The sequence below is a fragment of the Streptomyces sudanensis genome (assembly GCF_023614315.1).
In the GTDB taxonomy this organism is placed as follows: Bacteria; Actinomycetota; Actinomycetes; order Streptomycetales; family Streptomycetaceae; genus Streptomyces; species Streptomyces sudanensis.
Window position 1 is genome coordinate 1,336,589 of the sequence record NZ_CP095474.1, and the last position, 14,854, is coordinate 1,351,442.

Annotated in this window: 13 protein-coding genes and 1 rRNA gene (1 of these 14 only partly in view); 5 read left to right on the plus strand and 9 right to left on the minus strand. The window is 70.9% G+C overall.

Annotation, left to right across the window (positions count from 1 at the left end):
* Window positions 1–1,279 (minus strand): 16S ribosomal RNA (locus MW084_RS06100); it reaches 244 nt to the left of the window's first position.
* Window positions 1,280–1,810: 531 nt separating this feature from the next.
* Window positions 1,811–2,452 (minus strand): DNA-3-methyladenine glycosylase, encoded by a 642-nt coding sequence (locus MW084_RS06105; RefSeq protein WP_010468843.1) that lies wholly within the window; start codon window positions 2,450–2,452, stop codon window positions 1,811–1,813.
* 90 nt (window positions 2,453–2,542) lie between these two features.
* Here MW084_RS06105 and MW084_RS06110 point away from each other — a divergent pair, with 90 nt between their 5' ends.
* From MW084_RS06110 to MW084_RS06120, 3 genes are all read left to right on the plus strand, one after another.
* Complete coding sequence (locus MW084_RS06110) at window positions 2,543–3,325, plus strand: sporulation protein (RefSeq protein ID WP_010468845.1); 783 nt, start codon at window positions 2,543–2,545, stop codon at window positions 3,323–3,325.
* 39 nt (window positions 3,326–3,364) lie between these two features.
* Window positions 3,365–3,904, plus strand: a complete 540-nt coding sequence (locus MW084_RS06115; protein WP_010468847.1) for a YbhB/YbcL family Raf kinase inhibitor-like protein — start codon at window positions 3,365–3,367, stop codon at window positions 3,902–3,904.
* A gap of 153 nt (window positions 3,905–4,057) precedes the next feature.
* Window positions 4,058–4,579 carry an HNH endonuclease gene (locus tag MW084_RS06120; protein ID WP_010468849.1) on the plus strand — a complete coding sequence of 174 codons (522 nt, stop codon included), beginning with the start codon at window positions 4,058–4,060 and terminating at the stop codon, window positions 4,577–4,579.
* 54 nt (window positions 4,580–4,633) lie between these two features.
* Here MW084_RS06120 and MW084_RS06125 read toward each other — a convergent pair whose 3' ends face one another.
* The 4 genes from MW084_RS06125 to MW084_RS06140 form a co-directional block, all read right to left on the minus strand.
* Window positions 4,634–5,404: a sulfite exporter TauE/SafE family protein gene (locus MW084_RS06125; protein WP_010468851.1), complete on the minus strand. Its 771-nt coding sequence runs from the start codon at window positions 5,402–5,404 to the stop codon at window positions 4,634–4,636.
* A gap of 83 nt (window positions 5,405–5,487) precedes the next feature.
* Window positions 5,488–6,423, minus strand: a complete 936-nt coding sequence (locus MW084_RS06130; protein WP_010468852.1) for an SPFH domain-containing protein — start codon at window positions 6,421–6,423, stop codon at window positions 5,488–5,490.
* Between the two features lie 129 nt (window positions 6,424–6,552).
* Window positions 6,553–6,981 (minus strand): NfeD family protein, encoded by a 429-nt coding sequence (locus tag MW084_RS06135; RefSeq protein WP_010468855.1) that lies wholly within the window; start codon window positions 6,979–6,981, stop codon window positions 6,553–6,555.
* A gap of 115 nt (window positions 6,982–7,096) precedes the next feature.
* The gene (locus tag MW084_RS06140) at window positions 7,097–7,888 is read right to left on the minus strand and encodes an ABC transporter ATP-binding protein (RefSeq protein ID WP_010468857.1); all 792 of its coding nucleotides are present in this window, start codon (window positions 7,886–7,888) and stop codon (window positions 7,097–7,099) included.
* Window positions 7,889–8,035: 147 nt separating this feature from the next.
* On the opposite strand from MW084_RS06140, the gene MW084_RS06145 reads away from it, so the two are divergent.
* A partial coding sequence (locus MW084_RS06145) for a hypothetical protein (RefSeq protein WP_275563504.1) occupies window positions 8,036–8,655 on the plus strand: 620 nt, incomplete at its 3' end.
* Between the two features lie 280 nt (window positions 8,656–8,935).
* On the opposite strand, the gene MW084_RS06150 is transcribed toward MW084_RS06145, so the two are convergent.
* Both MW084_RS06150 and MW084_RS06155 read right to left on the minus strand, forming a co-directional pair.
* Entirely contained in the window at window positions 8,936–9,619 is a 684-nt protein-coding gene (locus MW084_RS06150) for a response regulator (RefSeq protein WP_010468860.1), read from the minus strand.
* On the minus strand, window positions 9,612–10,757 hold the full coding sequence (locus MW084_RS06155; RefSeq protein ID WP_010468862.1) for a GAF domain-containing sensor histidine kinase: 1,146 nt from the start codon (window positions 10,755–10,757) through the stop codon (window positions 9,612–9,614). Before MW084_RS06155 ends, MW084_RS06150 begins: the two co-directional genes overlap by 8 nt.
* A 417-nt stretch (window positions 10,758–11,174) precedes the next feature.
* On the opposite strand from MW084_RS06155, the gene MW084_RS06160 reads away from it, so the two are divergent.
* Window positions 11,175–11,906 carry a transglycosylase SLT domain-containing protein gene (locus MW084_RS06160; RefSeq protein ID WP_010468863.1) on the plus strand — a complete coding sequence of 244 codons (732 nt, stop codon included), beginning with the start codon at window positions 11,175–11,177 and terminating at the stop codon, window positions 11,904–11,906.
* Window positions 11,907–11,975: 69 nt separating this feature from the next.
* On the opposite strand, the gene MW084_RS06165 is transcribed toward MW084_RS06160, so the two are convergent.
* The gene (locus tag MW084_RS06165; RefSeq protein WP_275563505.1) at window positions 11,976–14,564 is read right to left on the minus strand and encodes an ABC transporter ATP-binding protein/permease; all 2,589 of its coding nucleotides are present in this window, start codon (window positions 14,562–14,564) and stop codon (window positions 11,976–11,978) included.
* Window positions 14,565–14,854 lie beyond the last annotated feature (290 nt).

Consider the following 14,854-nt stretch of genomic DNA (forward strand, 5'->3'; position numbering starts at 1 on the left):
CNGNGACCGGNTTTTGNGATTCGCTCCGCCTCACGGCTTCGCAGCTCTTTGTACCGGCCATTGTAGCACGTGTGCAGCCCAAGACATAAGGGGCATGATGACTTGACGTCGTCCCCACCTTCCTCCGAGTTGACCCCGGCAGTCTCCTGTGAGTCCCCATCACCCCGAAGGGCATGCTGGCAACACAGAACAAGGGTTGCGCTCGTTGCGGGACTTAACCCAACATCTCACGACACGAGCTGACGACAGCCATGCACCACCTGTATACCGACCACAAGGGGGCGACCATCTCTGGCCGTTTCCGGTATATGTCAAGCCTTGGTAAGGTTCTTCGCGTTGCGTCGAATTAAGCCACATGCTCCGCTGCTTGTGCGGGCCCCGTCAATTCCTTTGAGTTTTAGCCTTGCGGCCGTACTCCCCAGGCGGGGAACTTAATGCGTTAGCTGCGGCACCGACGACGTGGAATGTCGCCAACACCTAGTTCCCAACGTTTACGGCGTGGACTACCAGGGTATCTAATCCTGTTCGCTCCCCACGCTTTCGCTCCTCAGCGTCAGTAATGGCCCAGAGATCCGCCTTCGCCACCGGTGTTCCTCCTGATATCTGCGCATTTCACCGCTACACCAGGAATTCCGATCTCCCCTACCACACTCTAGCCTGCCCGTATCGAATGCAGACCCCGAGTTAAGCCCGGGCTTTCACATCCGACGCGACAAGCCGCCTACGAGCTCTTTACGCCCAATAATTCCGGACAACGCTTGCGCCCTACGTATTACCGCGGCTGCTGGCACGTAGTTAGCCGGCGCTTCTTCTGCAGGTACCGTCACTTGCGCTTCTTCCCTGCGGNATAGGTTTACAACCCGAAGGCCGTCATCCCTCACGCGGCGTCGCTGCATCAGGCTTGCGCCCATTGTGCAATATTCCCCACTGCTGCCTCCCGTAGGAGTCTGGGCCGTGTCTCAGTCCCAGTGTGGCCGGTCGCCCTCTCAGGCCGGCTACCCGTCGTCGCCTTGGTGAGCCGTTACCTCACCAACAAGCTGATAGGCCGCGGGCTCATCCTGCACCGCCGGAGCTTTCCACCGCCATCGGATGCCCGAAGCGGTCGTATCCGGTATTAGACCCCGTTTCCAGGGCTTGTCCCAGAGTGCAGGGCAGATTGCCCACGTGTTACTCACCCGTTCGCCACTAATCCCCCACCGAAGCGGGTTCATCGTTCGACTTGCATGTGTTAAGCACGCCGCCAGCGTTCGTCCTGAGCCAGGATCAAACTCTCCGTGAATGTCTCCCCGTGATCGGGGCGAACCACTCGCGTCGAGCGGAACCAGGGAAAGGAATGATCCCCCCGGTCCTCAGCATCCTCGCTGTGTTCTTCAAAGGAACCACATCCCCGCAGATCCCTGCAGAGACGGGGTTATCAACATATCTGGCGTTGATTTTTGGCACGCTGTTGAGTTCTCAAGGAACGAACGCTTCCTTCGTACTCACCCACCAGAACTTCCGGCAGGCTTTCCTCCGGGCGCTTTCCCTTCGGTGTTTCCAACCTTACCAGATCCGTTTTCCGTCCCGTTCCCGGTCCGGATTCCGATTCCAGCGGCCGATTGGAAGGCCTCCGCCTTTCGGCTTTCCCCTACTTTAGCGGATTCCCCGCGGTGCTCATAATCGAGCCCTTCGAAATGAATTCCGGCATGCCGAAACCCGTCCCGTCAGGGGGAAGATCGCTTTGGTAGAGGTGTGGCCGCTCCAGGGGTGCTGATACAGCGTGCCCCGGCTCCTGCGGCTCGGTCGAGCTTAGGTGCCCCGACCCTCGGAGTCAAGCCCTCCTCCGGCGCGGTGTGTGCGCCCGGTACGGGCTCACCGTCGGGTCCCCGTCGATCCAGAACCGCCAGGGGTGCACCGCTCCCTCGCCGCCCACGCCGGTGCGCGGACCGATGCGTATCCGGTCGGGGGCGGCGGGGACACCCGTCAGCACCGACAGCGGGGAGTCCGGGCCGGCGCAGGCGTCGGCGCCGTCCAGGGTGCGGTCGACGTCCAGTGCCGTGGCGAGTCGGGCCGGCCCCTTGGCCAGTTCCCCGTCGTACCGGGCCGAGAGGCGGCGGCGCCGGGCCAGCTCGTGGCCGGTGCGGACCTCCCCCGCGCGCAACAGGACCCCGCTCGCGGTGCCCTCCGGGCCGCACACCAGGTTCATGCAGTGCCACATTCCGTAGGTGAAGTAGACGTACACGTGGCCGGGCGGGCCGAACATGACGGCGTTCCTCGCCGTGCGGCCGCGGTAGGCGTGCGAACCGGGGTCGGCTTCGCCCGCGTACGCCTCCACCTCCGTGAGGCGGAGTTCGATGGGGCCGTCGTCCGTCATCCGTACGAGGGTCCGGCCGAGCAGGTCCGGGGCGACCTCCAGTACGGGGCGGTCGAAGAAGTCCCGGGGCAGCGGCGTGCGGTCGAGGCTCTCGATCATGTTGAACGAGCGTACCCGGGTGGCGCCGGGAACCGGCTACGGTCTTCCCGGCGTACGCGTAAGTGGGCCGAGGACCGAGAAGGAGTGGACATGGGCTTCAAAAAGCTGCTCGCGAGCCTGGGGGCGGGCGGGGCCGGCGTCGAGACCGTGCTGACCGAGTCGAACGTGGTGCCCGGCGGCGTCGTCCAGGGCGAGGTGCGGATCCAGGGCGGTTCGGTCGCGCAGGAGGTCCAGAGCCTGTCGCTCGGATTCCAGGCCCGGGTCGAGGTCGAGGGCGGCGACCAGGAGGTGAGGCAGGACGTCGAGTTCGGCAGGACGCAGATCGGCGGTTCCTTCACCGTCCAGGCCGGCGCCGTGCACGTCGTGCCGTTCGGGCTGGAGATCCCGTGGGAGATGCCCGTCAACTGCATCGGCGGGCAGCGGCTGCACGGCATGGAGATCGGGGTGAGGACGGAGCTGGCGATCGCGCGGGCCGTGGACTCCGGCGACCTGGACCCGATCAGCGTGCACCCGCTGCCGGCGCAGCAGGCGATCCTCGACGCGTTCGTGCGGCTGGGGTTCCGCCTCAGGAGCGCCGACATGGAGCAGGGGCACATCCGCGGGACGCGGCAGCGGCTGCCGTTCTACCAGGAGATCGAGTTCCTGCCGCCGCAGCACTACCGGGGGCTGAACCAGGTCGAGCTGTCCTTCGTCGCCGACGGGCGGGAGATGGACGTGGTGCTGGAGATGGACAAGAAGGCCGGGCTCTTCAGCGAGGGCAGCGACTCGTACCGCTGCTTCGTGGTCCGGCTGGACGACTACCAGAGCACCGACTGGGCGGCGTACCTCAACCAGTGGCTCGCCGACGTCGGCGGGCGCCGCAGCTGGCTCTAGGCTCGGGGGTGAAGATCCCCAATGATCGGAGGTTCTGACGTGACCGAGGCGAAGAGGCCGCCGCTCCCCCATGACTTCCACCCGCCGGTGCCGTCGTTCACCGTGGTGAGCGACGACGTCGCGCCGGGGGGCGTGCTGGCGGACGCGCAGGTGCACGCGAAGGGGAACACCTCCCCGCACCTGCGCTGGGAGGGCTTTCCGGCGGAGACGAAGAGCTTCGCCGTGACGTGCTTCGACCCGGACGCGCCGACGGGCAGCGGGTTCTGGCACTGGGTGCTGTTCGACATCCCGGCGTCCGTGACGGAGCTGCCGGCGGGCGCGGGGGGCGGGGGCTTCGAGGGGCTGCCCGAGGGTGCGGTGCACGTCCGCAACGACTACGGGTCGAAGGACTTCGGCGGTGCCGCGCCTCCGCCCGGGGACGGCCCCCACCGGTACGTCTTCACCGTGTACGCGGTGGACCGGGAGCGGTTGGGGCCGGACTCCGACGCGACCCCGGCCGCCGTCGGCTTCAACCTGCGGTTCCACACGCTGGCGCGGGCGCAGTTGGTCGGGGAGTACGAGACACCCGCGGAGGGCTGAACGTTCGCCTTCCGTTCGCCCGCCCCTGGCCCGTGTGAGGCCGGGGGCGGGCATTTTCTTGCCTGCGGATATTGCGTTGTCCCGTTCGGTGCCGCCCCTCCAGAGTTGGTCCAGGCGCGTCAGGGGGACGGCCGGCACACGGAGGTGGGCGCAATGCGGGACACGCTGGTTCTCAACGCGAGCTTCGAGCCGCTGTCGACGGTGTCGCTGCACCGGGCGGTGGTGCTGGTGCTGCAGGACAAGGCCGTCGTGGAGCAGGCCCATCCGGAGCTCCGGCTGCGGGCGGCCCAGGTCGAGCTGCCGGTGCCGCGGGTGATCAGGTTGTGCCGGTACGTGCGGGTGCCGTTCCGAAGACACGCGCCGTGGTCGCGGCGGGGTGTGCTGGTGCGGGACCAGTACCGGTGCGCGTACTGCGGGCGGCGCGCGACGACGGTCGACCACGTCGTGCCGCGGTCGCAGGGGGGTGCGGACTCCTGGCTGAACACGGTCGCGTCGTGCGCGGAGGACAACCACCGCAAGGCGGACCGTACGCCGGAGGAGGCGGACATGCCGCTGCTGCGCCGGCCGTTCGTGCCGAGTCCCGCGGACGCGATGCTGCTGGCGCTGCGGGCCGGTGAGCGGTCGGAGCTGCCGGAGTGGCTGGCGGTCCAGCGGCCGGAGGCCGCGGCCGCCTGAGCGCGGTCGCGGGTGGAGCCCGTCCCCGGTGTGCGGCCGGGGCGGGCTTCTCGGTCATCGGGTGGTGAGCTGGAGGATCGCGGCGCCGCCGATGACGACGATCACGACGCGGAGGACCCTGGCGGGCAGGCGCCGGCCGACGCGGGCTCCGAGCTGGCCGCCGATGGTGGAGCCGACGGCGATGAGGGCGACGGCGGTCCAGTCGAAGTGGGCGGTGAAGACGAAGAACAGGGCGGCGACGGTGTTGACGACGGCCGCGAGGATGTTCTTCGCGGCGTTGAGGCGCTGGAGGGTGTCGTCGAGCAGCATGCCCATGAGGGAGAGGTAGACGATTCCCTGGGCGGCGGTGAAGTACCCGCCGTAGACGCTGGCCAGGAGCAGGCCGGTGAAGAGGAGGGGGCCGCCGTGGCGGGGGGTGCCGGTGTGGCCGGCGCGTTCGCGGCGGGCCTGGACGGCGCGGGTGATGCGGGGCTGGAGGACGACGAGGACCAGCGCCAGGGTGACGAGGACGGGGACGACCGTCTCGAAGGCGGTGGCGGGGAGGACGGTGAGGAGGGCGGCGCCGCCGAGTCCGCCGACGGCGGCGGCGACGGCGAGGCGCAGGACGCGGTCGCGCTGGCCGGTGAGTTCGGCGCGGTAGCCGATGGCCCCGCTGATGGATCCGGGGATCAGGCCGAGGGCGTTGGAGACCGTGGCGGTGACCGGGGGGAGGCCGGTGGCGAGGAGGACGGGGAACGTGATGAGCGTGCCCGATCCGACGATCGTGTTGATGGTGCCCGCGCCGACACCGGCGGCGAAGACGGCGAGCATCTCCCAGAGCGTCACTGTGCCCCCGTGCGGAATCGGTGGTGGGTGAACCGATCATGCACGAGGGCACCGGAGCGGGTCGACCGGGGGGTGGTTCCCGGTCAGTCGGAGGCGGGGTCCTGCCGGTGTCGTTCCTTCGAGGAGGTGTCGAAGCCGGAGGCGCCGTTGCCGAGGTTGCCGAAGGCCCCGGAGAGGCCCTTGAGGGCGTCGCCGATCTCGCTGGGCACGATCCAGAGCTTGTTGGCGTCGCCCTCGGCGATCTTCGGGAGCATCTGGAGGTACTGGTAGGAGAGCAGCTTCTGGTCGGGGTCGCCCGCGTGGATGGCCTCGAAGACGGTGCGGACCGCCTGGGCCTCGCCCTCGGCGCGCAGGGCCGCCGCCTTGGCCTCGCCCTCGGCGCGGAGGATCGCGGACTGCTTCTCGCCCTCCGCGGTGAGGATCTGGGACTGGCGGATTCCCTCGGCGGTGAGGATCGCGGCGCGCTTGTCGCGGTCGGCGCGCATCTGCTTCTCCATCGAGTCCTGGATGGAGGTGGGCGGCTCGATGGCCTTGAGTTCCACGCGGTTGACGCGGATGCCCCACTTGCCGGTGGCCTCGTCGAGGACGCCGCGGAGGGCGGCGTTGATCTCCTCGCGGGAGGTGAGGGTGCGCTCCAGGTCCATGCCGCCGATGATGTTGCGCAGGGTGGTGACGGTGAGCTGCTCGATCGCCTGGATGTAGCTGGCGACCTCGTACGTCGCGGCGCGGGCGTCGGTCACCTGGTAGTAAATGACCGTGTCGATGTTGACGACCAGGTTGTCCTGGGTGATGACGGGCTGGGGCGGGAAGGGGACGACCTGTTCGCGCAGGTCGATGCGGTTGCGGATCGTGTCGATGAACGGGACGACGATGTTGAGGCCCGCGTTGAGGGTGCGGGTGTAGCGGCCGAAGCGTTCCACGATGGCGGCGCTGGCTTGTGGGATGACCTGGATCGTCTTGATCAGGGCGATGAAGACTAGCACCACCAGGATGACCAGAACGATGATGACTGATGGCATCGTGCTCCCCGTGCCCTTCGCTGCCGGTTGTTGTCCGTGATCGATTTTCCCAGACGTCGGGCGGTCATGTGGGCGGTTCGGCCGGTTGCCCCGGCGATCTGCCTCTGCGCGACGCCGTGTGACGGCGTGTCACATGACGACGGCGGTCGCCCCGTCGATGTCGATGACGTCGACCTGGCTGCCCGGTTCGAAGACCTGGTCGGGGGCGTAGGAGCGGGCGGACCAGACCTCGCCGGCGAGCTTAACGCGCCCTCCGGAGGCGTCGACCGTCTCCAGGACGAGGGCCTGACGGCCCTTCAGGGCGTCCACGCCGGTGGCGTGGGCCGGCTGCCCCCGGCGCTGCCGGGCCGCGATGGGCCGTACGACGGCGAGGAGCGCGACGGACACGACGACGAAGACGATGACCTGGGCCACCACTCCGAAGCCGAGTCCCGCGGTGGCGGCGCCCGCGACCGCCCCCAGGGAGAACATGCCGAATTCGGGCATCGCGGTGATGACGAGCGGGATGCCCAGTCCCACCGCCGCGATCAGCCACCAGACCCATGCGTCGATGTCCACGCCGTCATCGTAGGCGCGCGGGCCCGCCGGGGACAGGGGGCCCCGGAGCCGGCGGGTGGGCCTCCGGCTCCCCGGCGGCCGTACGCCCCGCGGCCCCGGGGCGCGTGCGGCGGGGTCAGCCGAGCGGGAGGCCCTGGGCGGTGTAGCGGTCGCCGACGCGCTCGACGACGAGGGGCAGGCCGAAGCAGCGGCTGAGGTTGCGGGAGGTCAGTTCGGTCTCGACGGGGCCGGCGGCGAGCACCTTGCCCTGACGGATCATCAGGACGTGGGTGAAGCCCGGCGGGACCTCCTCGACGTGGTGCGTGACCATGATCATGGAGGGGGCGTGCGGGTCGCGGGCGAGGCGGCCGAGGCGGCGGACGAGGTCCTCGCGGCCGCCGAGGTCGAGGCCGGCGGCGGGCTCGTCGAGGAGGAGGAGCTCGGGGTCGGTCATCAGGGCGCGGGCGATGAGGGTCCGCTTGCGCTCGCCCTCGGAGAGGGTGCCGAACCTGCGGTCCAGGAATTCGGACATGCCGAGGCGGTCGAGGAAGGCGCGGGCGCGGTCCTCGTCGACGGCCTCGTAGTCCTCCCGCCAGGTGGCGGTCATGCCGTACGCCGCGGTGAGGACGGTCTGGAGGACGGTCTGCCGCCCGGGCAGCTTCTCGGCCATGGCGATGCCGGCCATGCTGACGCGGGGGCGCAGGTCGAAGACGTCGACCTTGCCGAGCTGCTCGCCGAGGACGCGGACGGTGCCGCGGGTGGGGAAGAGGTAGGTGGAGGCGACGTTCAGGAGGGTGGTCTTGCCGGCGCCGTTGGGGCCGAGGACGGCCCAGCGCTCGCCCTCCTCGACCGACCAGGAGACCCCGTCCACCAGAGCGCGTCCGTCGCGGACCACGGATACGTCCACCAGCTCCAGTACATCGCCCATGAGCGCGTTGTCTCCCCTTGCGGTCGTCGCTTCGTCGTCGTCCCCGTGCGGATCGCCGCGGAGCGGCGGGCGCGGGTTCCCTGGGAAAACCTACGCCACCGACGGCGGGGGCCGTACTCGTGGGGGCCGGTACCTAGGCTGGGAGCCATGCTTTCGGAACCACGTTCAGGACGGTTGGCCGCATGGGGGAACGCCCTGCTGGCCGGGTTGGTGTCGCCGGACGAGGCGGTGGGCGCGATCGTCGGCGACGACGCGCCGCACCGCGTGGCGGGCCTGCCGGGTGAGCCGGGGCCCGTGGGGCTGACCCTGGCCCTGGGGCGGCTGCGGTCGCTGGGGGTCGCCGGGTGGCGGGTGGCGCTGCCCGTGCCGGGGCATCCGCTGGGGTTGAGCGGGCCGCCGGAGTTCAACGCGCGGGCGCTCGACGCGGGCGAGGCGGCGGTCGGGCACGGGGCCGGGTTCGGGCTCGTGCCGGAGGTGACCGGGGCGGGCCCGGCCGGGGACGTGCACGTCGGGGTCGTGTGGCACTGCCTGCCGGTGCGGCAGGCGCCCGCGGCGGACGTGCCGTCGCTGGGCGAGGCGGAGCGGGAGCTGGCGGAGGCGCTGAGGGAGGCCACGGCGGTGCTGACGCGGCTGAACGTGGCGGCCTCGGGCCCGGTCGCGGAGGCCGCCCTGGACGCCTACCGGGCGCGGGCGGATGCCGGGGGCGAGGTGCTGGCGCCGGGGTACCCGCCGAGGGCGGCGCGGGTGCTGGAGCTGGCGCGGCGGGTNNNNCGGCNGCNCNNCGCNNGCNGTNGGGGGCGGGCACGGCGGTGCGGTGAGCGCGTCGGAGATGGCGGCGCGGACGGAGGCGCTGCGGCCGGTGGAGCGGGTGGCGCGGCGGGCGCGGGTCGCGGCGTTCAACGCGTACGTGGAGGAGCGGGAGCGCGGCCGTCCCTGAGGGGCCGGGACGTCCGGGCGGTGGCGGCCGGGCCCGGTGCGGGACCGGCCGGGCGGCCGGGCCCGAGCGGTCGGGCGGTCAGGCGGTCAGGCGGTCAGGCGGTCAGGCGGTCAGGCGGTCAGGCCGTGGCGTACGGCCCACAGGGCGGCCTGGGTGCGGTCGGCGAGGTCCAGCTTCATGAGGATGTTGGAGACGTGGGTCTTCACGGTCTTCTCGGACAGGACGAGCGCGCGGGCGATCTCCCTGTTGGAGCGGCCGTCGGCGATCAGGCCGAGGACCTCGCGCTCCCGCTCGGTGAGGGTGCCGCCGCGCCCCCCGGACCCGCCGTTCGCCTGGTCCTGGCCGAGCAGTGCCCCCGCCACCTCCGGCTGGAGCAGGACGTGTCCGGCGTGGACGGCGCGGATGGCGCCGGCCAGGGCGTCCGGGTCGACGTCCTTGTAGACGTACCCGGTGGCGCCGGCGCGCAGGGCGGGGACGGCCGTGCGCTGCTCGGTGAAGCTGGTGACGACCAGCACCTTCGCCGGGTTGCCCAGCTCGCGGAGCCTGCGGAGGGCCTCGATGCCGTCCGTGCCGGGCATCTTCACGTCCATGAGGACGACGTCGGGGCGCAGCTCCTCCGTACGGGCGACGCCCTCCGCGCCGTCCGCGGCCTCGCCGACGACCTCGATGTCGTCCTGGACCTCCAGGAAGGTGCGCAGCCCGCGGCGGACGACCTGGTGGTCGTCGACGAGGAGGACGCGGATGACCCGCCCCTCCCCCGCGCCCGCGGTGCGGTCCTTCTCCTCGTCAGCCACCGGGAACCTCCATCTCGATCGTGGTGCCCTCGCCGGGTGCCGAGTGCACGGCGAGCCGGCCGCCGACGCCGCTCGCCCGGTCCCGCATGGACACCAGCCCCAGGTGGCGGCCGGCGCGGCGGATCGCACGCGGGTCGAAGCCCCTGCCGTCGTCGGCGACGGTGAGGCGGGCGCCCTGGCCGTGCCGGGCGAGCCGGACGGCGACCTCGCCGGCCCCGGAGTGGCGCAGGGCGTTGTGCAGGGCCTCCTGGGCCACGCGGAGCAGCGCCTCCTCCTGGGAGGCGGGCAGGGCCCGTATGCCGCCCCCGTCGAAGGTGATGCGGGCGGTGTGGGCCCGGTCGAGGACCTGGACGTGGGCACGCAGGGTGTGGACCAGGCCGTCCTCCTCGAGCGCGGCGGGGCGCAGTTCGACCACCGCGGCCCGCAGTTCGTCGGCGGCCTCCGCGGCGAGAACGGCGACCTGCTGGAGCTCGGTCCTGGCGCGGACGGGGTCCCGGTCGACGAGGGCGGCGGCGGCCTGGGCGGTGAGCCGCAGGGAGAACAGCTTCTGGCTCACCGCGTCGTGCAGTTCGTGGGCGAGGCGGGAGCGCTCCTCGGCGATGGTCAGCTCGCGGCTGCGCTCGTGGAGGCGGGCGTTGGTGAGGGCGATGGCGGCGTGCTGGGCGAGGATGCCGAGGAGTTCCTCGTCCTCGGCGGTGAAGCCGCAGCCGCCGCCGGGCGAGGGGCAGCGCTTGTTCGCGAGGAACAGGGCGGCGATCGTCTCGTCGCCGTCGCGGACGGGCAGGCCGAGGAAGTCGGACATGTCGGGATGGGCGGAGGGCCAGCCCCCGAAGCGTGGGTCCCGGCGGACGTCGGCGAGGCGTTCGGGCCGCTCGCCGTGGAGCATCGCGGCGAGGATGCCGTGCTGGCGGGGCAGGGGGCCGATGGCCTTCCACTGCTCGTCGCTGATCCCGTCGACCACGAACTGGGCGAAGCCCCCGTGGTCGTCCGGGACGCCGAGCGCCGCGTACTCGGCGTCGAGCAGCTCGCGGGCGGAGGCCACGATGGTCTTGAGGACGTCGCGGACCTCCAGCTGCCTGCTCATCTCCAGCAGGGCCGTGCTCACCGCGGCGAGGCCGGAGCGGGGTCGTCCGATCATGCGACCACCGTACCCAGGGGGTGCGGCGGCCCGTATCCGCCTGCGGGCGGCGGCGTCCGGGACGGAGGACCTAGGTCTTCCGCAGGCGCCACGACACCTCAGAAGCCCCTCACGCAGGGCATTGCCATCGCAACCTCACGTGAACCGGTCGGGCTCCCGATGTGAGGCCGCACATAGGGCCCAGATCACGTACGAAACTCCGTAGTGGCACCTTAACCGGACGAATCGCCCTGGTCATACGAGCATGTTTGCCCGAATTTGCCCACCTGTCGCACCTCCCGATCCACTAGCCGAGGTCGTAGGTCACAGCTTTGCCAGGGGTTTTCGCAGTCGCTAAGAATTACTGCCGTCGCCCGCCAAGTCCGGCGTAGCGCCGCCCCGGCGTGCGACTTCCGCGATTCGAAGAGGTACGACTGTATGTTCCCGTCCAGCACTCCTGGTCTCAGCCGTCTCAAGAAGAACCACAAGCTCTCCCTGGCCGCCGTGGCCGCCGTCGGCGCCACCGCCCTCTCCCTCTCGGTGGTGCCGGGCTCCGCCTCGGCCGAGTCGGAGGTCAAGGAGGTGGCCGCCGCCCCGGCCGCCGCCTGGAGCGGTTACCGGACCGCGGACCTGCAGGCCGGCATCGCCGGGCAGAAGTCGGCGTTCGAGGTGAAGGCCGAGGCCGCGGCCAAGGCGAAGGCCGAGACCGCCGCCGCGACGAAGGCCAAGGCGGAGGCCGCCGCCAAGCTGAAGGCCGCCGTGGCGAAGGCGAAGGCCGAGACCGCCGCCAAGGAGCGCGCCGCCGCCCAGGCCGCCGCGAGCCGCGCCGCCGCCCGCACGCCGGTCTACGCGAACAACCTCGACGGATGGATCCGCGAGGCGCTGGACATCATGGAGAAGCACGACATCCCCGGCAGCTACGAGGGCATCCACCGCAACATCATGCGGGAGTCCAGCGGCAACCCGAACGCGATCAACGACTGGGACATCAACGCCCGCAACGGCGTCCCGTCGATCGGCCTGCTCCAGGTCATCAAGCCGACCTTCGACGCGTACCACGTCCCCGGCACCAAGAAGAGCCAGTGGGACCCGGTCGCCAACATCGTCGCCGCGTGCAACTACGCCGCGGACCGCTACGGCTCCATGGACAACGTGGACAGCGCGTACTGATCCGGCGCGGGCACGGACGAGGGCGGCACCCCCGGCGGGGTGCCGCCCTTCACGCGCGCGCGGCGCGGGTCACTTCCGCATGACCTCCGGCTCGTGGCGGCGCAGCAGGCGCGCCACGACGAAGCCCAGGACGGCGGCCATGACGACCAGCACCGCCACGTTCATCCCCCACTGGCCGGCGCTGTGGTCCCACAGCGGGTCCAGGTCGGTGGGGTTCTGGTGGTCCCACGGCGGCATGAGGTGCGCCAGGTCGAGGGTGGCGCCCGCACCGGCGATGGCCCAGCGGGACGGCATGAGCCAGGCGAACTGCTCCAGGCCCGGCGAGCCGTAGACCTTGAACAGGATGCCGGTGAAGACGACCTGGACGATCGCGAACATGACCAGCAGCGGCATGGTCTTCTCGGCGGTCTTCACCAGGGACGAGATGACCAGGCCGACCATCATCGACGTCAGGCCGAGCGCGATGACGACGACGCACAGCTCGACGGCGGGCGGCATGATCAGGCCCTCGGCGGGCAGCTCGCGCGGGGTGAAGCCGATGGCGCAGATGATGACGCCCTGGAAGGCCGTGATGAGGCCGAGGACGATCACCTTGGACATCAGGTACGCCGAACGGGACAGGCCGGTGGCGCGTTCCCGTTCGTAGATCACCCGTTCCTTGATCAGCTCCCGCACGGAGTTGGCGGCGCCCGAGAAGCACATGCCGACCGCGAGGATGAGCATGATCGTTCCGGCGTCGCCGTTGAACCGCGACGGCGGCTTCGGCGGGGCGAGGCCGAAGTCGGCCGGGATGACCACGGAGACCGCGCCGAGGACCGCCGGGAGGATGACCATCAGGGCGAGGAAGCCGCGGTCGGAGGCGATCACCGAGACGTACCGGCGGATCAGGGTCCACAGCTGCGCGCCCCAGCTCTGCGGCTTGGGCGGCTTGGCCGCGGACTGCGCCGGCATCTGGACCGGCTGCGCGGCGACGGCGTCGATGTCGGCCGCGTACAGCTGGTAGTGCTGGGAGCCCTTCCAGCGGCCGGCCCAGTCGTAGTCGCGGTAGTTCTCGAAGGCGGAGAACACGTCCGCCCACGTCTCGTACCCGAAGAAGTTCAGCGCCTCCTCGGGCGGGCCGAAGTAGGCCACCGAACCGCCGGGCGCCATCACCAGCAGCTTGTCGCAGAGCGCCAGCTCGGCGACGGAGTGGGTGACGACCAGGACCGTGCGGCCGTCGTCGGCGAGACCGCGCAGCAGCTGCATGACGTCGCGGTCCATACCCGGGTCGAGACCGGAGGTCGGCTCGTCCAGGAAGATCAGGGACGGCTTGGTCAGCAGCTCCAGGGCCACGGACACGCGCTTGCGCTGGCCGCCGGAGAGGGAGGTGACCTTCTTCTCCTTGTGGATGTCCAGCTTCAGCTCGCGCAGCACCTCGTCGATCCGGGCCTCGCGCTCGGCCGTGGCGGTGTCGCCCGGAAAGCGGAGCTTCGCCGCGTACCGCAGGGCCTTCTGGACGGTCAGCTCCTTGTGGAGGATGTCGTCCTGCGGGACCAGGCCGATGCGCTGGCGCAGCTCGGCGAACTGCTTGTAGAGGCTGCGGTTGTCGTACAGGACGTCGCCCTGGTCGGCGGGGCGGTAGCCGGTGAGCGCCTTGAGGAGCGTCGACTTGCCGGAACCGGACGGGCCGATGACGCCGATCAGCGACTTCTCCGGGACGCCGAAGGAGACGTCCTTGAGGATCTGCTTGCCGCCGTCGACGGTGACGGTGAGGTGCCGGGCCGAGAAGGAGACCTCGCCGGTGTCGACGAACTCCTCCAGGCGGTCGCCGACGATCCGGAACGTCGAGTGGCCGACACCCACGATGTCGTTGGGGCCGATGAGGACGGTCCCCGACTTCGCCATCGGCTGGCCGTTGACGTACGTGCCGTTGTGCGAACCGAGGTCGCGCAGCTCGAAGCGGCCGTCGGGGTGCGCCGTGAACTCGGCGTGGTGGCGCGATACCTGGAGGTCGGAGACGACCAGTTCGTTCTCGAGCGCGCGGCCGATGCGCATGACGCGGCCCAGGGCCAGCTGGTGGAAGGTGGTGGGGCTGCGGTCCCCGCCGTGGACGGGGGGCCCGGGCGCCTTGTGGACCGCCCCGCCGCCACCTTGCTGTGGGACCTGTCGGGGACCGGGCCGCTCCTGGTGGGGCTGCGCCGCGTGGGGCTGCTGCGGCTGCCGGTCGGGCCACGGCTGCTGGACCTGCGGAGCCTGAGACTGCGGGACCTGGGCGTGCGCGGCCTGGGGCTGCGCGGCCTGGGCGTGGGCGGCCTGGGCGTGCGGGGCCCGGGCGTCGTACGCACCGGCGGGCACGGCATGGGCGGCGGCACCGGCGGCACCGGCGAAGTCCAGCCGCGGGCCGTCGGTGGGGTTGCCCAGGTGCACCGAGACACCCGGTCCGATTTCCATCTGGTGGATCCGCTGGCCCTGTGCGTAGGTGCCGTTGGTGGAGCCGTGGTCCTCGATGACCCAGCTCCTCCCGCCCCAGCTCACCGTGGCGTGCCGCCACGAGACCCTGGCGTCGTCGATCACCACCTCACCCTGCGGGTCGCGCCCGAGGGTGTACGACCTGGACGGATCGAGGGTCCAGGTCCTTCCGTTCAGTTCCAGTACGAGTTCCGGCACTCCATGCCCCACGTGGTTGTCCCCCGAGGTACCCCCGTCGTCGGGAGTCCAGGGGTGGCGATCATCGAGGGGGAACTATTTCAGGCCCGGTCCCCGATCCGAAAGTCGGGCGCCGCGAAGACCGCGGAAGCACGACCGGGCGGGCCGGCGAATGGGGTCATCGCCGCTCTACCCGGGCATCCCGCCCTCCGGCCGGACGGCGACCGGGGGGCCCGGAGCGGACGGCGACCGGAGCGGGGCGGTGGCGACCGGGCGCGGGCTCCGTACGGGGCGGGGCNCCNNNNAAACATNNCANGNAGNNA

What these genes read in the sequence shown, in the direction of transcription:
- MW084_RS06130 (WP_010468852.1), bottom strand. Translation starts at nt 6,423, where the DNA reads ATGCCATCAGTCATCATCGTTCTGGTCATCCTGGTGGTGCTAGTCTTC.
- MW084_RS06155 (WP_010468862.1), bottom strand. Translation starts at nt 10,757, where the DNA reads ATGATCGGACGACCCCGCTCCGGCCTCGCCGCGGTGAGCACGGCCCTG.
- MW084_RS06160 (WP_010468863.1), top strand. Translation starts at nt 11,175, where the DNA reads ATGTTCCCGTCCAGCACTCCTGGTCTCAGCCGTCTCAAGAAGAACCAC.
- MW084_RS06120 (WP_010468849.1), top strand. Translation starts at nt 4,058, where the DNA reads ATGCGGGACACGCTGGTTCTCAACGCGAGCTTCGAGCCGCTGTCGACG.
- MW084_RS06140 (WP_010468857.1), bottom strand. Translation starts at nt 7,888, where the DNA reads ATGGGCGATGTACTGGAGCTGGTGGACGTATCCGTGGTCCGCGACGGA.
- MW084_RS06105 (WP_010468843.1), bottom strand. Translation starts at nt 2,452, where the DNA reads ATGATCGAGAGCCTCGACCGCACGCCGCTGCCCCGGGACTTCTTCGAC.
- MW084_RS06110 (WP_010468845.1), top strand. Translation starts at nt 2,543, where the DNA reads ATGGGCTTCAAAAAGCTGCTCGCGAGCCTGGGGGCGGGCGGGGCCGGC.